12 protein-coding genes, 17 tRNA genes, 1 rRNA gene and 1 riboswitch are annotated in these 22,420 nt (G+C 37.5%); of the genes, 2 read left to right on the top strand and 28 right to left on the bottom strand.

Annotated elements, in window-relative coordinates; translation table 11 throughout:
• Positions 1 to 80: 80 nt before the first annotated feature.
• From ACIQXF_RS15860 to ACIQXF_RS15845, 4 genes are all read right to left on the bottom strand, one after another.
• Positions 81 to 2,834 carry a leucine-rich repeat protein gene (locus tag ACIQXF_RS15860; RefSeq protein WP_402784364.1) on the bottom strand — a complete coding sequence of 918 codons (2,754 nt, stop codon included), beginning with the start codon at positions 2,832 to 2,834 and terminating at the stop codon, positions 81 to 83.
• Positions 2,835 to 2,989: 155 nt separating this feature from the next.
• Positions 2,990 to 5,110 (bottom strand): InlB B-repeat-containing protein, encoded by a 2,121-nt coding sequence (locus ACIQXF_RS15855; protein ID WP_402784361.1) that lies wholly within the window; start codon positions 5,108 to 5,110, stop codon positions 2,990 to 2,992.
• Positions 5,111 to 5,250: 140 nt separating this feature from the next.
• Positions 5,251 to 7,794, bottom strand: coding sequence for a winged helix-turn-helix domain-containing protein (locus tag ACIQXF_RS15850; protein ID WP_402784359.1), 2,544 nt, complete (start codon positions 7,792 to 7,794; stop codon positions 5,251 to 5,253).
• 28 nt (positions 7,795 to 7,822) lie between these two features.
• The gene (locus tag ACIQXF_RS15845) at positions 7,823 to 10,375 is read right to left on the bottom strand and encodes a winged helix-turn-helix domain-containing protein (RefSeq protein WP_402784356.1); all 2,553 of its coding nucleotides are present in this window, start codon (positions 10,373 to 10,375) and stop codon (positions 7,823 to 7,825) included.
• Positions 10,376 to 10,684: 309 nt separating this feature from the next.
• Between ACIQXF_RS15845 and ACIQXF_RS15840 the strand changes: the two genes are divergently transcribed.
• Positions 10,685 to 11,950 carry an Nramp family divalent metal transporter gene (locus ACIQXF_RS15840; protein ID WP_402784353.1) on the top strand — a complete coding sequence of 422 codons (1,266 nt, stop codon included), beginning with the start codon at positions 10,685 to 10,687 and terminating at the stop codon, positions 11,948 to 11,950.
• Between the two features lie 95 nt (positions 11,951 to 12,045).
• Here the strand turns inward: ACIQXF_RS15840 and ACIQXF_RS15835 are convergent, their stop codons facing one another.
• The 5 genes from ACIQXF_RS15835 to ACIQXF_RS15815 form a co-directional block, all read right to left on the bottom strand.
• The gene (locus ACIQXF_RS15835; RefSeq protein WP_402784350.1) at positions 12,046 to 12,711 is read right to left on the bottom strand and encodes an ABC transporter permease; all 666 of its coding nucleotides are present in this window, start codon (positions 12,709 to 12,711) and stop codon (positions 12,046 to 12,048) included.
• Between the two features lie 16 nt (positions 12,712 to 12,727).
• A complete protein-coding gene (locus ACIQXF_RS15830; protein WP_402784347.1) occupies positions 12,728 to 13,651 on the bottom strand; it encodes an ABC transporter ATP-binding protein in 924 nt (307 codons plus the stop codon).
• A 135-nt stretch (positions 13,652 to 13,786) separates the two neighbouring features.
• Complete coding sequence (locus tag ACIQXF_RS15825) at positions 13,787 to 14,722, bottom strand: sensor histidine kinase (protein WP_402784344.1); 936 nt, start codon at positions 14,720 to 14,722, stop codon at positions 13,787 to 13,789.
• 4 nt (positions 14,723 to 14,726) lie between these two features.
• Positions 14,727 to 15,419: a response regulator transcription factor gene (locus ACIQXF_RS15820; RefSeq protein WP_402784341.1), complete on the bottom strand. Its 693-nt coding sequence runs from the start codon at positions 15,417 to 15,419 to the stop codon at positions 14,727 to 14,729.
• A gap of 717 nt (positions 15,420 to 16,136) precedes the next feature.
• On the bottom strand, positions 16,137 to 17,519 hold the full coding sequence (locus tag ACIQXF_RS15815) for an amino acid permease (RefSeq protein ID WP_402784473.1): 1,383 nt from the start codon (positions 17,517 to 17,519) through the stop codon (positions 16,137 to 16,139).
• 160 nt (positions 17,520 to 17,679) lie between these two features.
• Positions 17,680 to 17,856, bottom strand: a riboswitch (Lysine riboswitch).
• Positions 17,857 to 18,032: 176 nt separating this feature from the next.
• Between ACIQXF_RS15815 and ACIQXF_RS15810 the strand changes: the two genes are divergently transcribed.
• The gene (locus ACIQXF_RS15810; protein WP_402784338.1) at positions 18,033 to 19,241 is read left to right on the top strand and encodes a CynX/NimT family MFS transporter; all 1,209 of its coding nucleotides are present in this window, start codon (positions 18,033 to 18,035) and stop codon (positions 19,239 to 19,241) included.
• Positions 19,242 to 19,279: 38 nt separating this feature from the next.
• On the opposite strand, the gene ACIQXF_RS15805 is transcribed toward ACIQXF_RS15810, so the two are convergent.
• From ACIQXF_RS15805 to rrf, 19 genes are all read right to left on the bottom strand, one after another.
• Positions 19,280 to 20,326 carry a nitric oxide synthase oxygenase gene (locus ACIQXF_RS15805; RefSeq protein WP_402784335.1) on the bottom strand — a complete coding sequence of 349 codons (1,047 nt, stop codon included), beginning with the start codon at positions 20,324 to 20,326 and terminating at the stop codon, positions 19,280 to 19,282.
• A 332-nt stretch (positions 20,327 to 20,658) separates the two neighbouring features.
• Positions 20,659 to 20,730: transfer RNA gene (locus ACIQXF_RS15800), tRNA-Glu, on the bottom strand.
• 1 nt (position 20,731) lies between these two features.
• A tRNA-Asn gene (locus ACIQXF_RS15795) sits at positions 20,732 to 20,808 on the bottom strand.
• Between the two features lie 4 nt (positions 20,809 to 20,812).
• Positions 20,813 to 20,889 (bottom strand) — tRNA-Ile (locus ACIQXF_RS15790).
• Between the two features lie 6 nt (positions 20,890 to 20,895).
• Positions 20,896 to 20,969: transfer RNA gene (locus tag ACIQXF_RS15785), tRNA-Gly, on the bottom strand.
• Between the two features lie 5 nt (positions 20,970 to 20,974).
• Positions 20,975 to 21,050: transfer RNA gene (locus ACIQXF_RS15780), tRNA-Phe, on the bottom strand.
• A 5-nt stretch (positions 21,051 to 21,055) separates the two neighbouring features.
• A tRNA-Ser gene (locus ACIQXF_RS15775) sits at positions 21,056 to 21,148 on the bottom strand.
• A gap of 15 nt (positions 21,149 to 21,163) precedes the next feature.
• Positions 21,164 to 21,239 (bottom strand) — tRNA-Ala (locus ACIQXF_RS15770).
• A 14-nt stretch (positions 21,240 to 21,253) separates the two neighbouring features.
• A tRNA-Pro gene (locus tag ACIQXF_RS15765) sits at positions 21,254 to 21,330 on the bottom strand.
• A 13-nt stretch (positions 21,331 to 21,343) separates the two neighbouring features.
• A tRNA-Arg gene (locus tag ACIQXF_RS15760) sits at positions 21,344 to 21,420 on the bottom strand.
• Between the two features lie 25 nt (positions 21,421 to 21,445).
• Positions 21,446 to 21,518: transfer RNA gene (locus ACIQXF_RS15755), tRNA-Lys, on the bottom strand.
• A gap of 12 nt (positions 21,519 to 21,530) precedes the next feature.
• Positions 21,531 to 21,605: transfer RNA gene (locus ACIQXF_RS15750), tRNA-Gln, on the bottom strand.
• 9 nt (positions 21,606 to 21,614) lie between these two features.
• Positions 21,615 to 21,690, bottom strand: a tRNA-His gene (locus ACIQXF_RS15745).
• A 52-nt stretch (positions 21,691 to 21,742) separates the two neighbouring features.
• A tRNA-Trp gene (locus tag ACIQXF_RS15740) sits at positions 21,743 to 21,816 on the bottom strand.
• A gap of 4 nt (positions 21,817 to 21,820) precedes the next feature.
• Positions 21,821 to 21,904: transfer RNA gene (locus ACIQXF_RS15735), tRNA-Tyr, on the bottom strand.
• 9 nt (positions 21,905 to 21,913) lie between these two features.
• Positions 21,914 to 21,989 (bottom strand) — tRNA-Thr (locus tag ACIQXF_RS15730).
• Between the two features lie 6 nt (positions 21,990 to 21,995).
• Positions 21,996 to 22,071 (bottom strand) — tRNA-Asp (locus ACIQXF_RS15725).
• Between the two features lie 4 nt (positions 22,072 to 22,075).
• A tRNA-Val gene (locus tag ACIQXF_RS15720) sits at positions 22,076 to 22,151 on the bottom strand.
• A 13-nt stretch (positions 22,152 to 22,164) separates the two neighbouring features.
• Positions 22,165 to 22,280 (bottom strand): 5S ribosomal RNA (gene rrf / locus ACIQXF_RS15715).
• Positions 22,281 to 22,420 lie beyond the last annotated feature (140 nt).

Raw genomic sequence — 22,420 nt, 5'->3', positions numbered from 1 at the left:
GTACCATTGAGTAATGTTAATAATTTGAACTAAAAAATCTCACCAAATGCTTTTGAGATAGCTTTTGGTGAGATTTTTAGTTATTGGTGTAAGGCTCTATATATTAATGCTGCGAATTCCGCTCGTGTTACAGGATCATTGGGTCTAAAGTTACCTTGATTACCTAACACAATACCTTTCGCTGCAAGAATAGCAATATAATCGTATGCCCAATGGGTTTCTGGCACATCATGAAATGTCTCTTTTTCGGTTGAAGTTAAATTAAAAGCTAAAACTAACACTTTTGCCATTTGAGCACGAGTCATATTCTCCCTTGGTAGGAAGTTTCCATCGATTCCATCGAAAAGTCCTGCCTGTTGCACTTGCGTGATTATTTCAAAGTATAGATGACTTTTAGGAATATCGTTGAATGCTACCTCTTCCTTTTTCTGCTCTAACTCCAACGCACGTGCTAGCATTAGGGCAACGTGCTGGCGCTGAATCGGGGCATTAGGCTTAAATGTTCCATCTTGATAGCCCGTAATAATGCTTCGTTTCGCCATTGCCTGTATCATCGTCCACGCCCAGTGATCCCGAAAAACATCTGAAAAAATAATGTCTTCTTCTGGTTTAGGTGTTGACTTTGGTGGTTGTGGCTCAACTGGTTCTACTGGGACACGATCTGGTTTCTCACGCTGAGATGACTCTGGGTTCGGTTGTAGATTTTCTGGTATTGGTGTTGGAATCGGATTTGTAGTTCCCCCATCGCCCGATGAACCGTTTTCTAGCCATTTAGCGTACAAAGTGATATTGGCCGTCAATACATCTGTGTTAAAATCCCATGGTTCTGTGAAATTAACATCCTTATACCAGCCTGCAAACATATAACCTGATTTTGTTGGGTTTGCTGGTTTTGTAGCTGTTGTATAGCCGATAATTCGTTGGGATGGAACTGTACTTCCGCCACTTGTGTTAAAGTCCAGCGTATATTTCGTTTGTGCTAATTCCCACTTTGCATACAAAGTTACATCCTCTGTTACCCTATCTGTCGCAAAATTCCATGGTGTTTTGAATTCCTCGTCCTTATACCAACCTGCAAATATATGTCCTGCTTTCGTTTGTTTTACTGGTTCATTCAGCAGCTTATCATACATTACTGTAACAGGAGAAATAGCTGTTCCTCCATTTGTATGAAAGTTGACGGTATATTCATTTGCCGTCCATTTCGCATACAGGATTATATCCTCTGTCACCACATCTGTTGCAAAATTCCATGGTGTTTTGAATTCTCTTTCCTTATACCACCCCACAAATGTATAGCCTACTCTAGTCGGGGTTACTGGTTCTTTCAGCTTATCTTCATATTGCGCGTGAGTAAGGAATGATTCACGATCTGTATGATATTGAACATCGTATATTCTCTTTGACCATTTTGCATATAAGGTTGTATTCTCTGTTATAACATTTGTAGTAAATCCCCATGGTGTATTGAATTCTTCATCTTTATACCAGCCCGCAAATAGATAACCTGTTTTTACTGGCGTTACTGGTACTACTGCTTTTTCTCCAGCCACTATCTTCTGTTCATCAATATTCGTACCGTTATTTGTTTCAAAAGTAAGTGTATACTGTACCACATTTCCCTTTCCATAAATTCTTATTGGCTGTGTTACATTTCCATCCCACTGCGTTACCCATGATAAATCTTTATACCAACCATCAAAAGTGCTGCCTTGATTAATAAATGTATTGGTTTCTAACATTAAGGGACTATTAAAACGAACCCACTGTAGCTGATTAGATTCAAATGCCCAATCCCCTATATGTGTAACAGTTTCAGGAATATCTAAATTGATTAATTGGTTTTTAGCAAATGCCCAATCCCCAATATCGGTCACACGATTAGATATATACACATTTTTTAGGTAGTTGCCCAAAAAGGCCCAATTCCCTATACTAGTAATATTATCGGGTATATGAAGATATGTTAGTCTATTATTTTGAAATGCCCCAGTTGAGATATTTGTCAAACCGCTAGGAATAGCTATAGTTGTTAGTCTATTCATATAAAACGCCATTTGACCTATATAAATTACATCATCTGGTATTTCAACGTTTGCGAGCTGATTTTCATAAAATGCATAATCTCCTATACTGGTCAAGCCATCTGAAAGAATAATATTTTTTAGTGGATTTTGATAAAATGCATAGTTCCCTATACTTGTCACGCTATTTGGAATTGTTACACTTTCAAATTGGTTATTTCTAAATACAGCCTTTTCTATACTTGTTATCCCATTTGGAAGGGTCACAGTTGTTAGCTGATTAATAGCAAATGCCTCTTCCCCTATGTTTTTCACACTATTTGGAATAGCCACAGTCGTTAACTGGTTTAGATAAAATGCGAGCTTACCTATACTTGTCACACTATTTGGAATAGCCACTGTAGTTAGTTGATTCATATGAAATGCTCCATCCCCTATTTTGGTCACACTGTCAGGAATGGTTACGCTTGTTACTTTCTTATTATAGAATGCGTATTCTCCTATTGCTGTAACAGGTTTCCCTTCAATGACTGCAGGAATATCAACATGCCCTCCTGCTCCTAAATATGAAACAAGGGTCATTCCAGTGTCATTTGGTTCTGCATAAAATTCCCTTGTATTAAAAACCGATAAATTATTGCTTAAGTTCGTATCTTCGTTATCACCAATATCATTCCTTGTATTCATTTCGAAATCATCCACCCTTCCCCCTTCTTCCATTTCTAGCTCGTTTGCATAATAGGTTGGAAGTTGTCCCCATTGGAAAAAGAGAAGTAATAGGATGATAACGATGGTCATAGTCTTTTTCATTAATGCTCTCTCCTTTTGTAATTTTTCAGCCAACTCATTATCGATATGATCCTAATGATAAGAAAGAGTGTAATTCCATACTATTGAGGATTGTTAATAATATTAAAAAATCTCATCAATAGCTTTTTGTAAACTACTGATAAGATTTTTAATTATTATGGGAGGGCTCTGTATAAAAATGCTGCAAACTCTGCACGTGTCACAGGATCTTCTGGTTTAAATTCACCATTATCTCCTAGCGCAATACCGTTCGCTGCAAGAATTGCAATATAATCATGCGCCCAATGTGTTGCTGGTACATCATGAAATGTCCCTTTTTCAGTTGAAGATAAATTAAAAGCTAAAACCAGTACTTTTGCCATTTGAGCGCGTGTCATATTGTCTGTAGGATTAAAGCTTCCATTAACCCCTTCAAATAGTCCTGCCTGTTGTACTCGCTGGATAACCTCAGCGTATGGATGCGTTGCAGGTATGTCATTAAATACTACCGCTTCTTTTTTCAGCTCTAGTTCCAATGCGCGCATTAGCATTAGAGCAACGTGTTGGCGTTGAATCGGGGCATTTGGTTTAAATGTTCCGTCTGGATATCCTGTTATAACGCCTCGTTTTGCCATTGCCTGGATCATTGTCCATGCCCAGTGATTCCGAGGAACATCGGAGAAAATAATGTCTTCTTCTGACTGAGGTATTGACTTTGGCGGCTGTGGCTCAATAGGTTCTATTGGAGTTGGGCTTTGCTTCTCAGGTTCAAGGTGCTTTGGAGTTGGGTTTGAATATTCAGGTACTGATATTGGCTCATCAGGGATTGGAGTTGGATTAGGTGTAGGATTTGGACTATGCCCTCCTCCACCTGTTGAGCTACCTCTCCACTTTGCATAAAGCTTTGTATCCTCTGTTACTACATCTGTGTCAAAATTCCATTGGGTTGTGAAAGTTTGTTCTTTATACCAACCTTCAAAAATGTAACCTATTCTAATAGGACTTTGAGGTTTGATAGCTTTTTCATTATATGCAATCGTCTGCGAGGAGACCGCTGTTCCACCATTGGATTCAAAGGACAACATGTGCTCATTTTTCGCCCATTTAGCATATAAAGTGATATTAGTTTGAACCCTTTCCTGAGCGAAATCCCATTTCTCTGTAAGGTTAGAGTCCTTATACCAGCCTTCAAAAATATAGTTCGCCTTTGTCGGATTGCTTGGTTCTGTCACCTTATCGTTGTATCTAATTTGTTTTGTAGCTACTGCTGATCCATCATTCGATTCAAAAAATACTTCAACGTCAGATTTATTTGTCCATTTTGCATACAGCGTGGTATTGGCCGTAATCACATCATTATTAAATTTCCAAGGTTCAGTAAATGATGAATCCTTGTACCATCCATCAAGCTCGTAACCTGGTTTTATGGAACTATTTGGCTCAGACACTTTTTTATCTAATTCAATATATTGCGACTCTACACTTGTTCCACCATTTGTTTCAAACAATACAGTAAATTTGAGCACTTGGAATTTTATATTCGACTTCTCTGCATAATCTTTTGAAGTTGAAGGATTTGGGGCATGAATAATAGCGTTAGGGTCATGGCCGATAAAAGCATCATGACCTATTTCTACATCCTTTGAATGTATTCTTACATCTTTTATATAATTATGAGAAAACGCGTTCCCTCCAATGCTTTTGACACTTGCTGGTATATCTATATTTTCAATATCATTCCCCGCAAATGCACTGTCCCCTATTATTTCCATACCGTCGGGAAAATTCACACTCACAATATCATTATTTGAAAATGCATGATTTCCTATATAGATAACACTATTAGGTATATTTATGCTTTTTAGCACATTTCCAGAAAATGCATAAGCGCCTATACTTATTAGATTATTCGGTAGCGTCACAATTGTAAGTTGATTTAAAGAGAATGCTCCATCACTGATACTTGTTATACTACTCGGGAGTACCACATTTGTTAGTTGATTTTGATAAAAAGCGTAAGCTCCAATAGTTGTTATAGTTTCTGGTATTGTTACACTGGTCAGTTTCTTATTATTAAACACCCAAGAATCTATCCCTGTTACCACTTTACCATTCAATTGATTAGGAATTACGACAGTTCCACCAGCACCTGTATACGCCTTTATCGTTACTGATCCATCAGGATTATCATCAAAATCGTATTCCCCCTCATTAGCAAAAGTAAATGGCATTTTTAGCATCATCAAGATGAAGAATAGCGTGAAAAGTATCCCATATTTAATTCTTTTTGTTCTCATATAGACTCTCCTTTCTATGTGTAATGGAATCACTCTTCCTCATCTTAAAGATATAAATATGCTACTACTATTGAGGAATGTTAATAGTTTTCTAATCAAGAAAAAAATCCGCTACCCTAAAAAGATAGCGGATTAATTTATCATGTCTGTTTAAATAATAAGGCCTGTGCCCTGTTTTTTACACCTAGCTTACTGTAAATTCCTGAAAGATAGACGCGTACAGTACCTTCAGACAAAAATAGTTTTTCTGCAATTTCTCGATTGGAGGCACCTGCTGAAAGAAAGGATAATATTTCCTGTTCACGAACTGAAAGAGCTTCTAATGCTGGTACTTGTTCATGTTTTTGAGCACATTCTAGCAAAAGGTGGGCATAGTTGATGGAAACCTCATCCCAATTGTCAAAGAGCTCATGACGAACCTCTACATAGTTTCTTAATAAAGGACGTATCTTGATTTCATCAATAAAAGTTCTCACATATTCATACGGCTCAGCTAATTTCAATGCATGATGCAACACAGATAATGCCTCGTCCTTATTGCCTAATTCTACCAAGCATATTGCTCGTAAAATAGCTGCTTCAATATTAGTCGATAGCTGTCCTTCTTGTTCAGACTGTAATTGCACCTGTATTATAAGTTGCTTGGCTTCCTGATAGTGCCCCTTTACAAGATAAACGCGTGCTTTTACAAGCAAGTAAAATGGCAAATTCACATGTGTAGAATCTGCATTGGACTTCTCCTTGATTTTTGCTAGCTCTTGCTCTGCTTGGATACTATCATTTTCTCGTGAAAACAAAAGTGCTTTCATCACTCTTAATGTATTGATCCAATACCGTTCACTGATAGTTTCTATCGCATGATCTAAAACAGCCTGAGCTACTATATATTGATTGTCTAAAGCAGCAATTTTGCTTTTTAAAATGTACATAGGTACTAATAATCCCGAGTCTCGGAATTGATGACCTGACCGTAATGCCTCCTCTAATTCCGTTGAGAGCTCATCGAAGCGATTCCATTCATATAGTTTTTCTGCACGCATGCCATAACTATAGCCAGTCATGCTTAATTCTTTAAATTCACCCGATCGAAACTTAACAAAAAAGGACATTGCCTTTTCATCTGAAAGGAGTTTACCTTTGTAGCCTATATTTGTTCGAAATAAGGCATGCTCTTTTTGATTATACTGTGTAAAAATAGCATCCCATTTCGATTTTTTCGGCTTCCTTTCCAGTCTTTGCCGAATAAATTCTCCTCCCTGTGCCAAATCGCCTTTTAACATAACGAGAATATATGCTTTCACACCTAAGAAGTCATCGACAGCAGAAGTATATTCAGCTCGGTCCATCCATTGATTAGTCCTGTGCTTTTGTTCTAGCTCCTCAATAACACGATATGCATCTTCCAAGTCATGTAAAGCGGCTAATGTATAGGCATACATAACCATTATTTCCGGATGCACGTCATACCCACTCTTTAATAATTTTCGAATCCAAGTTACATATGAAGTAGAGTGACCGCAAGAAAGAACCGCTACGATATGCTCGTAAATCCATTGTTCTGCCCTAGCATATAATTCACCGTTTAATGCCAGTTCAATTGCGCATATAAAATTCCCATTTATATATAAAGCATTGGTAGCTTTCTCATATAAATCTACAATGACATTCTGAGGGCATTTTCTGTCTAATTCTTTGCGCAATGTCATTTTTAACAAATTATGATATTTAAAAATCTGCTCTTTCGTACCGATTCTACTAATGAAAAACCCTTGCTTTTCAAGCTCTAATAATACTTGTTGAGAATCTGTACGGTTCGTTAAGAGATTACATATATCAGGAGTTAAATGCTCCAAAAGAGAAGTGTAAAGAAGAAAATTTTGTATAGGTGGAGCAAGCTTAGATAGAACCTCATTCATAAGAAATTGTGCAATGTTCGAATCATTCCTTCGTAATTGCTCAACTTGCCACTCACCAGTAGCATTTTTAACAGTTGATAAGCTTGTTAATTGTAAACCCGTTGCCCAGCCCTCTGTAACAGCAAACACATTCTGCAGTTCGGTATTACTCAGTTGTATCTTTTGTTTTTCATAAAATTGATTAGTCTCTTCATATGTAAACAAAAGGTGTTTTGCATCCATTTCAAGCATACAATAGCTTAATCGCCATCTAGCAACTGGCAATGAAATACTCGACCGACTAGTCAAATAAACAGTGCAATGATCTGGTAAAAAATCAATTAAACGATTCATCATATGATGAATCGAAACTTTTTCAATATGATGATAATCATCAATAATGATATGAATTTTTTCACACGCAAATAATTCATTTAGTAAAGAGTCTACTAAATTTTCTAATGGTAACTGTGGCTGAGTATGGAGCAAGGACCTTATCTGAGAGGCTGATTCATGATGTAGTGCACTATAAACTGAATGCGTTAAATATTTCCAAAACCGGATGGGGTCATTATCTGTTTGGTCAACTGTATACCATGCGACAGCTGAATCGAGCTGATTCATCCAGCTGCTGAGCATTGTCGTTTTTCCATATCCTGCTGGAGCGCGTATTACAATTAGTTTGGCCATATCATTTTGTTGAAGGATTTTTGTTAAGCGTTCTCTTTCAATAATATGATTATTTATTTTAGGTACTGCTGTTTTTGAGGCTAACAAAATATTGGGCATAGCTTTAACCTCCTTCTTTTCTACAAGTTTAAAGGCCTAACCATTCTTTGGCCCAAATAATCGCCTTGGTGCGGGATTTCACTCCTATCTTACTGTATATTGCTGTTAGATAAACACGGATTGACCCCTCTGAAAGTAAAAGTTGGTGAGCAATCTCACTATTGGATGCTCCCTTAGTCAGTAATTGTAAGACATCCATTTCTCTAGGTGTAAAGACGGCATACCCCTCATCTGTAAATGGACTATATTGCAGTAACTCTTCCACATAATTCATTGGTACAGAATTGAATTTCTCACTCTTATCATTTTGTCGTACATTCCAGTATTTATGAAGCAAGGGGAATACCGCTTCATCTTCTAAAAAAGAGCGATAATATCCATATTGAGCGCCGTGACTAAGGGTATCGTGTAACACCAATAATGCTGAATCCTCTTGCTCTAGCTCAAGGTGGCAAATTGCCTCAAATATTCCTGCCTCTATCATTGTGCCAATTTGTTTTTCTTGTATAGCTCCCTCTTTGGTACGCACTGCCATTTGCAATGCCACTTCTGTCTGACCTTTTGCCAATAGTATTCGACCTTGGATAAAAAGATGAAAAGGAAGCTTGGAAGCAATTTTGTAATTGATATAATCAGTAACCTTATAAAGCTCTTGTTGAGCATGTGAAATTTTCCCTTCCAATAAAAACGTTTGAGCTTTCATTATATATAGCACACCAATCCAATAAGATTGTTCAGTCTCTTTCATAGCTTCAACTAATAAAATACGTGCGTCTTCAAAGCGTTTTTCAGAAACGAGTATTCGTGTCTTTAAGAGATACATCGGTATAAAAAGCCCTGGATCTTGAAAGCGCAATCCATACTGCAAACCAATCTCTAATTCCTTACTTGCCCGAACTAAATCATTCGTTTCATATAATATTTCTGCCAATAGGCCATAAGTAAAACCTGTAATATTTCGTTCTTTAATTTCACTTTCACTAAGCACCTGAATAAGTTCATCTATTTTGTCGAATGGTAGGAATTTACCTTTTGATCCTGCAATGGTACGCAAAATTCTAGGCTCAAATTGATTATATTTTAATGATATATTATATAAAGGTGATTTTTCTTTTCTTACATTTACTGGTGTTAATAATCCTACCTTTGCTTTTTCTAAATCCCCGTCTTTCATAAAAGTGACATAAGCATTAATAATCTCAAAGATTTTTGTCACAGCAATAAATTTAAAGCCATCCATCCATTTAGAAGCATCTTGTTTAAAAAGTAACTCCTCTATTATTTCATTAGCTGTTTCAATTTCATGCATAGAAAATAAAGTTGTGATATACAAAACAAGTGTATTAATATCTACTGGAAAATTGGCATTTCTTAATTGCTGTACCCATTGTCCGAATAATAATGTTTGTCCTTCAGCAAAAATTTCCACTAAATAAGTCTGAATCCATTCATTTGCCATTTCATATAATTCACCACCTAATGCAAGGTCAATGGCTGAAACATAGTCACCCTTTTCACACAAAATTATCGCTGCATTTCGATACAGTGAAATTATCGTATTATGGGAATAGCGTTTTTTTAGTTCTTCCAGTAAAGCTTCCTTAAATAAACGATGGTAACGGAAAGTAGGTTTATTTCCCTGTAAAGGTACAAGAAATACTCCATTTTCAGCTAATTCCTTGAATATATTTAAACTTTCAGGCCCACTTGTAATAGCATTACAAATATCTGGCTCTAATCTATTTAAAATCGAATTTCGTATTAGAAAATCTTGAGTGGTTAATGCTATTGGTGCGAGTATCTCTTGCATAAAATATTCATTAATATAAAGACTTGCATTCTTTAATAACTCTGCACTACTCTGTCCATCAAAAAAAGGAGCTGCCGATAATTTTATAAATTGTATACCAGCCGCCCAGCCCTCAGTTTTTTTTAATACTTGTTTCAGTTCTCCAATTTGATATTCATTAGAAGAATTATCTCCAAAAAAATTAATGAGTTCCTCCAAGTCAAAGCAAAGTTGATCTGTACCAACTTCCAACATCCATCCTTTCACATGCCAGTTAGCTATTGGCAGTGATAATTTCGTTCGAGTCGTTATAAAAATTCGAACATTACTCGGCAAATATTCTATCAAACGTATAAGTATTTCATAAATTGAAGGATGCTGTATAGCATGGAAATTATCGAGAACAATATGAATATTACTTTCGTATACATCAAGTTCATGTAAAATAGCATCTACAATAAATTCGAACGAATATGCTTTATCTATTAAGGGACTTAGCTTGTTATCTAAGTCTTCATTTATTCCCAAAGACAGAGTATGTATAAGATATTTTAAAAATCGTTTTGGCTCATTATCGCTACCATCAATAGAAAACCACGCAATAGCTTCGGCAATCTGGGAGAACCATTGGCTAAGAAGTGTTGTTTTTCCATATCCCCCTGGTGCTCGTACAATGGTTAATTTTTTCATACGATTATTTGAAAGAACGGCAAATAATTTTTTTCTTTCAATAACATTTGGCACAGGGCGAGGAATTGTAATTTTTGAATTCACCCATAGCATTTCCATCATTCTTCTCCCCCTTTCTTTAATCAATATTTCGAGATTTTTAATAGTATTCCTGCTGTTATTCATTTTTTGTATAAATAATAAGAATCACTTTAATCTATTTTTTACTAATAGAATACAAAATGAATATTAACAGTTTTATGCTTACTAACCTTACATTCAAATTAGTACATACTTACTCACAATACATTTTTCAAAAAAAATGAGCAAACTCCTTCACATTTTTTTACATTAGCTATAAAATAGCAATATATCATTTTCCTCCAGGAAACTTTATTTCTCATACGATACTTTTTGAAACGAGGGAACAATATGGGTTACAAAAAAATAACAAAATCGTCTGCTGAGGCGGTTTTGGATGGAGATATAAAAGGCTGGCGACGAATTTTACCGTTTCTTGGCCCAGCCTTTATCGCTGCTGTTGCCTATATCGATCCAGGCAACTTCGCTACTAATATTACAGCAGGTTCACAATATGGGTATTTACTGCTTTGGGTAATCGCCTTTTCTAATCTAATGGCGGTTTTAATTCAATCCTTGTCTGCAAAGCTTGGAATTGCAACCGGAAAAAATTTACCTGAAATTGCCCGTGAGCATTTTTCTAAAAAAACATCTATTTTCTTATGGATACAAGCTGAACTAGTAATAATTGCAACGGACCTTGCGGAATTTATAGGTGCTGCTTTAGGACTTTACTTATTATTCAATATTCCGATGTTACCAGCAGCGCTTATTACAGCAGTTGGATCATTTGCCATTTTAGAATTACAACGCAGAGGCTTTAGAGCATTTGAAGCAGGTATTTCTGGCATGGTACTAATTGTCGTACTAGCATTTGCATTCCAGACATTTTTGGCACAGCCAAATTGGGGTGAAGTCACAATTGGGATGTTCACGCCACGCTTTGAAGGAGTAGACTCCATTTTGCTTGCAACAGGTATTTTAGGGGCCACGGTCATGCCGCACGCTATTTACTTGCATTCTTCATTAACACAAAGTCGTATTGTTGGACGCAATGATGATGAAAAAAGACGTATTTTCCGTTTTGAGTTTATTGATATAATTATTGCGATGATTATTGCCGGTGCAATCAATATGAGTATGCTCGTTATTGCCGCAGCAGTATTTCATACACAAGGTGTAGTTGTAGAGGATTTGGATATTGCTTATGAAGGCTTAAAAGATGCTCTTGGTCCAATGGCGGCAGTATCATTTGGTCTTGGTCTTCTTATTGCAGGTCTTGCTAGCTCTTCAGTTGGTACACTAGCAGGCGATGTTGTCATGCAAGGCTTCATTAGAAAAAAAATTCCGCTCTATTTACGTCGAGCTATTACAATGTTACCTCCTTTGGTTATTATTGCATCTGGTGTTAATGCAACCTATGCACTTGTCCTAAGCCAGGTTATTTTATCCTTTGGGATTGCATTTGCTCTTGTTCCGCTTGTGATGTTTACAAGCAAAAGAAATATCATGGGAAATCTAGTTAACCATCGTATTACAACAATTTTAGGATGGTTTGTAGTGGTAATTGTAGTCACTTTAAATATTTATTTAATATGGCAAACGATATTTGCTTAAAAAAATGCCAGACATAAAACCTTTTATTTGGTTTTACGTCTGGCATTTTCGTTATGACAGGCCCCTACATGTTCAGAGGCCCTCCCTTTTTATCCTCAAATATCCATCTTCTCAATTTTTCGAAATGATGCATAGGCCACGCTTATACCGATAATTGCTAAAATAATTGGTATGAAAATAATATCATTTAGAGAGAAATTCCCTGTATTGGATGATACAATCGATACAATGAAAATAGATGAAATTATGGTTACCGGAATGGAGTATTTTTTCATACCAAAATACAATGGTATTAATGCGATGCAGGATGCTGCAATTGCATTCATTATTACAATAGGGATTCGTTGGATGATTAAAGAAATCGTTAATGTATCTGAAAGTAAATGAAAATTACTACCAATAGAACAAAAAACTGCTGTCACAAAAATATTTGATACAATGATTGCACTAAAGGTAAAAAGGACCACAATAGCCAGTTTGGAAGCAATTATTTTCTTTCTATTTATTGGATACATAAATGCTAAAGTGATTGTTTTATATTTGAACTCGCCAATAATAAGTTTGGCAATTAATGCACTAGCAAAAATAATAAATACTGCTCTTACAGTTGAATCTATAAGGCTTAAAACAGTCTGATAATTTTCAAAGCCTGGATCTCCCTCTATTTTTGTGATAAATAACAGCATAAACATAATAGCTAATATCACAAAATTTGCGAAGATAGCTCGTTTTATATATGAACCAATATGAAATTTTTTCATCTCCAGACGCATTAAGTTAAGCACTAGCTACACCCCCATTGATTAACTTCAAGAAATAATCCTCTAATGAGCTTGTTTTTTTACTAATTCCCTCAATTTCAATATCATGCTCAATCAATGTTTTAGTTAGTACCTTTTGTGAAGCTGTCGATTCATATATTCGAATACAATTACCATCAATTAGTTTGAAATTAGTAATATTTAATTTATTTTCTATAATAAAAGCCGCCTTATTCCCATCATTGACAATGACTTCAATATAATCTACCTGACTACGATTAACATCGGCCATTGAAACTTCAGTGATTAATCGTCCATTTTTAATAACGCCAATTGTATCAACGAGTTGTTCTATTTCCCCCAAAATGTGGCTAGAAACAATAATCGTAATGCCATACTCTTTACAAAGCATTTTGAATAGCTCTCTATGCTCTTTAATGCCTACTGGATCTAGTCCATTAATCGGCTCGTCTAAAATAAGTAACTCCGGCTTCGTAATAATAGCCCGTGCAATGCCCAATCGCTGTTTCATCCCCAGGGAAAAGTCTTTAACACGCTTCTCTTCTGTATTTGTTAGTTTCACTAATTCGAGAACATGGCCAATTTCTTTTTTGTCATAATAGCCCATATATTCGCAATGTAATTCTAAGGTTTCTTTTGCTGTTAAATTTTCATAGAAAATCGGGTATTCAATAATTGTTCCCAATCTTTTCAGCACCTCGTATGATCGATCCGTTAATTTTTCACCAAAGATTTCAATATCTCCACTTGTTGGCTTCGTTAGGTTCGTTAGCATTTTCATAACTGTGGTTTTTCCGGCGCCATTGGGACCTAAAAAGCCATAAATCTCACCCTTCTTCACATGCATATTGACGGCGGAAACTACTTCTTTTCCGTCAAACACTTTCGTAAGTTGATTTGTTTTCACAATATATGTCATGTAAATCTCTCCCTCAATTTGGCTATCTTTATTATAAAAAATGAAACTCTCTAATTTATTACTTGATTCTTACAAATTTCTTAAGTGCAGAAGAAAAGCCTGTAAAGCGTTAACAGCTTTACAAGCTTAGCAGTTTCAATACATCATTCTTTTTAAAGATATTGTAAAAATGGTCTTTTCATAAGGGATACTTGAAAGCTGAATGGAGCCATCCATTATTTCTACAAGTCGTTTGGTGATCGTTAAGCCAAGACCGCTACCTTGGAAGGATTTGTTTCTGGAATCTTCAAGCGTGTACATTCTTTCGAAAACATTATCAATATGGTATTCATCAATTCCCTTGCCTCTATCCCATACATCAATATAAATGTTTGTATCATCACTTCTTACGGAAAGTCCAATCACATTACCATCTGCCCCATAAGCAATCGCATTTGACAATAAATTGTTCAAAGCCCTATCTAATGCCTCTTCATTACCAAGCGCATACAAAGATATCTCTGGTATTACAATCTCTATCTCTAGCCCCATAGACGTTACCATATCGTAAAATGATAAAATATTTTTTCGGCAAATTTCACTTATATTGATTTTTGTCATTGGATAATCTGTATCTCCAGCCTCCAATTTTGCCAGGTCAAAAAATGTATGGATAATTTTTAATACCTCCATTGTTTTCGAATGAACACCAGTTAACAATCGCTGCCGCTCCTCCTCACTGATCGAGTTCTTAAGCTGTAGCATTTCAATATATCCTAATACAACTGTTAAAGGCGTCTTAAGATCATGTGAAATATTAGCCAGCATCTTTTTCATGGAGCTTTCCATTTTTTGATGTGTCGCCAGTACCTTTTGATTGTGGTCAAGCAAGGCATTCATCGCAATTAGTAACTGCCGTATCTCCTGATTAGTTGTCGTTACTAAAATTTTTTCATGCGTTTGTTCGTTAATAATAGCTTGCAGTTTTCTATGCATGTATTGAATAGTTGCATTGTGTTTCTTTTTTGCCTTCACCTGAAAAATTATTATTCCTAAAAGCACAACAATTATTAGTAATAGAAATATGATCATAGGTTTATCCTTCAAATTTATAGCCAATTCCCCAAAGAGTTTTAATATATTGAGGATTGGATGGATCGTCTTCCATTTTTTCGCGTAGTCTTCTTATATGTACATTAATAATATTTTCGTCTCCATAGTAAGCATCATTCCAAATCAGTTGATAAATTTGTTGTTTTGTGAAAACACGATTTCGATTTGTGACGAATAACTTTAAAAGGGCGAATTCCTTTGAAGTGAGCTTCACCTTTTGTCCGTTCTTTTCAACTGAAAAATTCACAATGTCAATCGTTAAGCTATCTATCACTAATACATCTTTCTTGTTATCTACTTGATTGGAGTATTTTGTAGCTCTTCTTATGGCAGCTTTTACCCGTGCTGAAAATTCTAACATGGAAAACGGCTTGGCAATATAATCATCTGCCCCTAATCCTAACCCTAACGCTTTATCCACATCACTATCCTTCGCAGACATAATGATGATTGGCAGTGATGCCTGTTCCCGTACTATTTTTAAAACTTCTAATCCATTCAGTTTTGGTATCATAATATCTAAGATCACTAAATCATAGGAATTATTTAAACAATTTTGTAATGCTTCTTCTCCATTAACTGCGGAGGTAACAAGGAACCCCTCCATCGTTAAATAGTTTTCTACCATTTCACGAATGGCTTCGTCATCTTCTACGAGTAAAATATGCTTTTGCACTTTCATGCACCTCTTCCCAACATAAAGCCGTTTATATAGATCTCGTCATTTCTATGGATCATCACCACAACTAGGAGTTGATTTCCGTTCCGGCTGCGCGTTTTGGCTGTCGCTTCACTTTCGATCAACTTATATACACGGTATACATTTTAACAAATGGCATCTTAAAAATTTTGTGATAACTCATTTTTATAACAGCTTACCATATTAAGGTTATATACCCAAAGAAGAGAACCATTAGAAAACTAAAGCACCTTTTTAATATTCCCTTAGTGGTCCTGAGTACACTTCTGTACAAATTTGTAAACTCTAGAATTAACCAGTATATTCTTATTAGTAAATCAATTTTTTAGAAAGGACCGATAAAATGACTTCCAAAAATTACGGATTATTTTCTATTACTCTTAGTATTATCGGGCTTTTATTATTTTACGTATGTTCGTTAAGCAAAAACGGCATTCTTGGAATTTACTTTTATTTAGGTGCTCTACTCTGGATAATAAGTATCTATTTAGGTATATTGGGGATTAAATCAAAAGAAAAAGGCGTTTCTAAATATTTGGGTCTATCCGTCATTTTACTTATCGGTGTAAGCTATGGACTAATAATAACAGTTATGGGTGTAAGGGGTTTCGGTGCATAACCACGACTTCATAATAAATCAAAAAAAACTGCCCTGTAGCCTTTTTTTGGCTCTCAGGACAGCTTTTTTACTTATTATTCTACTTTTAAATCACATTGCTCTAAAGGAAGCATTTTTGTTTTATGCTTGATTTTATAGCCAAGCCATAATAGTAAGAACAGCGGAATCCCGATATATGAGACAAGGACTCCATACCAATCTATTTTATCACCCATAAAGGCATTGTAGTTTTGTCCAATAACAACAATCATACAAACTGTAAAGGCAAATAGCGGACCGAATGGGTATAGCTTTGCTTTATACGGTAGCAATTTTGGATCCAAGCCTTGCGCTTCGAAAGCTCGACGGAAACGATAGTGACTAAATGCGATACCAAGCCAAGCAATAAATCCAGACATCCCAGAGGCATTTAGGAGCCATATATAGACCACACCGTCACCAAAGAATGAAGCTAAAAATGCTAGGCAGCCTACAGCTAATGTTGCCGTTAGAGCATAGATTGGAATACCTCGACGACTTAATTTCATGAAAATCTTTGGCGCATGTCCATCCACGGCTAATTGCCAAAGCATACGTGAAGACGCATAGAGCCCAGAATTCCCTGCTGACAGCATAGCCGTTAAAATAATAGCATTCATTAATGAAGCAGCAAAGGCAATTCCTAAATTATCAAATACCAGTGTAAATGGTGATACAGCAATATCTTCTGATAATAAACGTTCGTCTGTAAATGGAATTAGCATCCCAATTGCACCAATCGCCAAAATATAGAATAAAAGAATTCGCCAGAAAACTGATTTAACAGCCTTCGGGATATTTTTACCAGGCTCATCAGTTTCACCTGCTGTTATTCCAAGCAGTTCTGTCCCTTGGAACGAGAAGCCGGCTGCCAGGAAAATTCCGAAAGTAGCAAGGAAGCCACCGTGGAATGGTCCGTCACTAATAAAGAAATTCGTAAAACCTACTGGAGCGTTTCCACCTAAAATGCCAAAAATCATTAAGAAACTAATGATAATAAAAATGATTACAGTTACAACCTTTATCATTGCAAACCAATATTCACTTTCACCATAGCTTTTTACTGATAATAGGTTGAACGTTAAAACAACGGCAATAAATAAAACTGTCCAAAGTGCTGATGAGCTATCTGGGAACCAATATTTCATAATTAATGAGACAGCTGCAATTTCTGCTGCAATTGTGATTGCCCAGTTATACCAATAGTTCCAGCCAAGTGCAAAACCTAAAGCTGGATCTACAAATTTTGTCGCATACGTACTAAATGAGCCTGATGATGGCATATAGGCTGCCATTTCTCCTAAGCTCGTCATTAAAAAGTACACCATAATACCGATTAATGCATAGGCGAGCAGTGCACCGCCAGGGCCAGCATTTGCAATGGCACCACCACTGGCTAAAAACAATCCTGTACCGATTGTACCGCCTAATGAAATCATTGTAATATGACGGCTTTTTAATTCTTTTTTCAGCTTAGGCGCCTTATGGCCGAGCTGATTTACTTTTATTTCACTCACTATAAGCTTCCTTCCTATTTAAGAGGCAAAAAAATGCCATCACATGAACACTGTGATGGCTAAGTTAATCCTCAGTTCTAAAAAAATTGATAGCACAACACGTTATCCAAACGTGACAGTTCTGTTCCTTTCGGAGACAGCCCCAGCATGAGGGTTTCAAGTCCCCTCATACTTCGGCGATATTTCCTTTCAACTAATATCTCTAATGCTTGTCATTTCCATTAGCATACTCTTAAATATCGCGACCTCTACCTCAATACAAACATGAGGCATATAAATATTAAATTTATGATGTGTACTAGTTTATCATACGACCTATGACATTTCAATAATCAGAGTAATGTTCCGTATTTTATGAATTTTCTACTATTTTTAATGATGTGGTAAAGTGATATAGTGGTTCAATTATAATTGTTCTTACAGGGGGGATTTATTTTGACTACTCATGAACATTCTACTACTAATCCTAGCAGGGAAATTAGCTGGAAAGGTACAACCTTATTATTAGTCATTGGCGTTATATGTATTGCCTCAACATTACGAATGCCATTAACAGCTGTTGGACCTATTATTGCCTTTATCCGTGAAGATTTAGGTATATCCAACGTATTAGCGGGATTTCTAACAACTATCCCGTTGCTAGCCTTTGCGGTTATTTCGCCATTCGCACCAATTGTCGCACGTAAATTGGGGCTAGAATTAACATTATTTTTATCTACTATTCTTTTAGCATTGGGGATCGTACTTCGCTCTCTTGGTACGACAAGTTTACTCGTGTTCGGTACTATGCTAATTGGAATAGCCATTTCATTTGGCAACGTGCTCATTCCAGGATTGCTTAAATTGAAATTCCCTTATCATGTAGGTTTACTGATGGCATTTTTTACAATGTCGATGAATTTAACAGCCGGACTTGGTGCTGGTATTAGCTACCCGATTGCCAATTCGTCGCTTGGCTGGCAAGGTGCATTGGCAATTGCGCTTGTCCTAGTAGTGTTAACCATTTTAATTTGGATTCCACAGTTGAAATTTAATAAACCTGAACCAACTGTTAAGACTATGAAAGCTCGTAAACCATTATGGAAATCACCTGTTACTTGGGCAGTAACAGGCGCTATGGGCTTACAATCATTATTATTCTATACGACCGCAGCTTGGATTCCTGAAATATATATCGCACAAGGATTACCTGCGGATCGTGCAGGCTGGATGTTTTCCATCATGCAGTTTTCACAGGTTCCCATGGCTTTAGTTGTGCCTATTATTGCTAGTAAAATGACATCTCAACGACCTCTTGTATTAATGTTTACATCATTTTATTTAGTTGGCTTTATCGGGGTAGTTATGGAATGGACAAGCCTCGCAGTGTTGTGGATGGTGCTTCTAGGCTTAGCAGGAGGGGCTTCATTTGCTTTAGCAATGATGTTCTTTACACTACGTACTCGTACTGCTTTTGAAGCGGCTGATTTGTCAGGCTTTGCACAATCATTAGGTTATTTATTTGCCGCTATTGGTCCAATCTTATTTGGATATTTGCACGACTTATTTGGTGGCTGGAACATCGCTGGCTGGCTCTTTGTTGTCGTGGTAATGATACTGTTCTTGTGCTCAATGAGAGCTTCTAAAGATGAATATGTGAATTAAAAAGGCAGCTCATGTTAACATGAGCTACCTTTTTTCGATTAGTAAGGTGGTTTCTGATAAAAATAATTCGGTGTATTGTAAACATTAACAAATGGCTTATGAAAAATATGAGTTGTCGCTGGCGAAAGAGGTGGAATTAACCACGTCCAGTTACCTGTCAAGTCACGATTTGCTTTTTCTTCAGCCTCTTCAAATAGCTTAAATTGTTGTGCAGCTGTATGATGATCTACGATACTGACACCGTCTTCTTTAAATGAGTGAAGTACCGCAATATTGAGCTCAACTAGGGCTCGATCACGCCAAAGAGATGATTGCTTTGTTGTATCAAGCTGAAAGATTTCTGCGACTGCTGGAAGCATATTATAGCGATCATAATCGGCTAAATTACGCGCACCGATTTCTGTCCCCATATACCACCCATTAAATGGGGCTGCCTGAAAATCGACACCTGCCATTTGGAAGCGCATGCTCGAAATAATTGGCACTGCATACCATTTTAATCCTAGTTTCTCGACCTCTTGGAACTCTGGATGACGAATCGGTACCTCAAGCACATATTCATCAGGGATTGTAAACACTTGTGGTTCCCTACCATCTACTTGTATCACAAGTGGAAGCACATCAAATGCTGTTCTCTCACCTTGCCAGCCTAGTGATTCACATACCCTTGTAAACTCAACAGAGTGTGGATCACCAACGATTCCTGATTGCGTTTCATAGCCTGCATAACGGATTAGTTGGTGATTCCATATACGAACTCGATCTGATGCAAAAACGGTTATTGTTGGTCGAATTTTCCCGTCATTTGTTGCATATCGAATATGCTCAAGCAATGCAGTAAATATAGCCTCTTCCTTTAAAATATCACGTGCATCTATAACATGCAGTGTTTGCCAAAACAAACGGCCAATACACTTATTACTATTGCGCCAAGCTACCCGCACACCAAAGGTTAATTCTTCAGTTGTTGGTATATATTCTTCTGCTATTTTAATTTGCTGTAATCTATTTTCTAGCCATACTTCAGACTCATTTTGTTCTAATTGATAAAGTTCTAAAAACTGCTGTACCTCTTGTAAATTCATATCGAATTCCTCCATATACCCTCATATTAGAGGAATGGAACTGTTAGCACCACGAAAAATTCTGTTGGAAAACATACATATTTTATATATGAAATACTTTGTTCAAATTTATGGAGCTGACATGTAATATCTCTAGTTTTACAAACAGCCTTATTTATCAAGCCATATTAAAAGTGTTTTTTCATTAGTGACCATAAGAATTAATGGATTAGCATCTTCATTAGAAATAAAAAATTTCTTCACAAATGGCGATCATTATTTGGAGTCACATATTTAGAGATTATTGTAGGCATAAAAAAAGCATGTTGCACTAAAACGTGCAACATGCTTGATGACCCGTACGGGATTCGAACCCGTGTTACCGCCGTGAAAGGGCGGTGTCTTAACCACTTGACCAACGGGTCATGGCTCCGAAGGCAGGACTCGAACCTGCGACAACCTGATTAACAGTCAGGTGCTACTACCAACTGAGCTACTTCGGAATAATGGTGGGCCTAAATGGACTCGAACCATCGACCTCACGCTTATCAGGCGTGCGCTCTAACCAGCTGAGCTATAGGCCCATTATTTGGAGCGGGTGATGAGAATCGAACTCACGACATCAGCTTGGAAGGCTGAGGTTTTACCATTAAACTACACCCGCATATATGGTGGGTCAGGACGGAATCGAACCGCCGACACTTAGAGCTTCAATCTAATGCTCTACCAACTGAGCTACTGACCCGAAAATGGAGGAGGTAGAGGGATTCGAACCCCCGCGCGGTGTTACCCGCCTGTCGGTTTTCAAGACCGATCCCTTCAGCCAGACTTGGGTATACCTCCGTAAAACTATATCAATGGTGGAGCCTAGCGGGATCGAACCGCTGACCTCCTGCGTGCAAGGCAGGCGCTCTCCCAGCTGAGCTAAGGCCCCATATTAAGAAAAGATGGTCGGAATGACAGGATTCGAACCTACGACCCCTTGGTCCCAAACCAAGTGCTCTACCAAGCTGAGCTACATTCCGATAAATCTTAATATGGCGCGCCCGACAGGAGTCGAACCCATAACCTTCTGATCCGTAGTCAGACGCTCTATCCAATTGAGCTACGGGCGCTAAACTTTCTAGTCAATATCAATGATGAGCCATGAAGGACTCGAACCTTCGACCCTCTGATTAAAAGTCAGATGCTCTACCAACTGAGCTAATGGCTCATAAAATAAAAATGGCTGGGGTACTAGGATTCGAACCTAGGCATGACGGAATCAAAATCCGTTGCCTTACCGCTTGGCTATACCCCAATGCTAAGATGGGGCGACTGATGGGAATCGAACCCACGAATGTCGGAACCACAATCCGATGCGTTAACCACTTCGCCACAATCGCCATTATATGATATGTAATCACGGCAGTGTTTGATAACGAGTACCTTGAAACCTGGCAGGGGCAGTAGGAATCGAACCCACACCAAAGGTTTTGGAGACCTCTATTCTACCGTTGAACTATGCCCCTAAAATGGTGGAGGGGGACGGATTCGAACCGCCGAACCCTAAGGAGCGGATTTACAGTCCGCCGCGTTTAGCCTCTTCGCTACCCCTCCAAGGGATGATGGTGCCGGCGATAGGAGTCGAACCCACGACCTACTGATTACAAGTCAGTTGCTCTACCAACTGAGCTACACCGGCAAAAAATGGCGGTCCCGACCGGGATCGAACCGGCGATCTCCTGCGTGACAGGCAGGCATGTTAACCGCTACACCACGGGACCATAATGGTGGAGGATGACGGGCTCGAACCGCCGACCCCCTGCTTGTAAGGCAGGTGCTCTCCCAGCTGAGCTAATCCTCCACATAAAAAATAAGCGAAGCGACGTCCTACTCTCGCAGGGGGAAGCCCCCAACTACCATCGGCGCTAAAGAGCTTAACTTCCGTGTTCGGGATGGGAACGGGTGTGACCTCTTTGCCATCATCACTTCACTTATTCAGTTGAAAGAACCTATTCTCTCAAAACTGGATAAACGTGCATTGATTGCTTCAAACATTTTGGTTAAGTCCTCGATCGATTAGTATTCGTCAGCTCCATGTGTCACCACACTTCCACCTCGAACCTATCTACC

Origin of the sequence: Lysinibacillus sp. NPDC097231 (assembly GCF_044761885.1) — a bacterium.
Classification (GTDB): Bacteria; Bacillota; Bacilli; order Bacillales_A; family Planococcaceae; genus Lysinibacillus.
Note: the sequence above shows the minus strand (reverse complement) of the source record. Positions and strands in the feature narration are given on the sequence as shown.

Bases quoted from the DNA above. Each gene is read 5' to 3' on its own strand.
- ACIQXF_RS15805 (WP_402784335.1), bottom strand. From the start codon at position 20,326: ATGAATTTACAAGAGGTACAGCAGTTTTTAGAACTTTATCAATTAGAA.
- ACIQXF_RS15860 (WP_402784364.1), bottom strand. From the start codon at position 2,834: ATGAAAAAGACTATGACCATCGTTATCATCCTATTACTTCTCTTTTTC.
- ACIQXF_RS15855 (WP_402784361.1), bottom strand. From the start codon at position 5,110: ATGAGAACAAAAAGAATTAAATATGGGATACTTTTCACGCTATTCTTC.
- ACIQXF_RS15830 (WP_402784347.1), bottom strand. From the start codon at position 13,651: ATGACATATATTGTGAAAACAAATCAACTTACGAAAGTGTTTGACGGA.
- ACIQXF_RS15850 (WP_402784359.1), bottom strand. From the start codon at position 7,794: ATGCCCAATATTTTGTTAGCCTCAAAAACAGCAGTACCTAAAATAAAT.
- ACIQXF_RS15835 (WP_402784350.1), bottom strand. From the start codon at position 12,711: ATGAAAAAATTTCATATTGGTTCATATATAAAACGAGCTATCTTCGCA.
- ACIQXF_RS15840 (WP_402784353.1), top strand. From the start codon at position 10,685: ATGGGTTACAAAAAAATAACAAAATCGTCTGCTGAGGCGGTTTTGGAT.
- ACIQXF_RS15825 (WP_402784344.1), bottom strand. From the start codon at position 14,722: ATGATCATATTTCTATTACTAATAATTGTTGTGCTTTTAGGAATAATA.
- ACIQXF_RS15845 (WP_402784356.1), bottom strand. From the start codon at position 10,375: ATGATGGAAATGCTATGGGTGAATTCAAAAATTACAATTCCTCGCCCT.
- ACIQXF_RS15815 (WP_402784473.1), bottom strand. From the start codon at position 17,519: ATGATTTCATTAGGCGGTACAATCGGTACAGGATTGTTTTTAGCCAGT.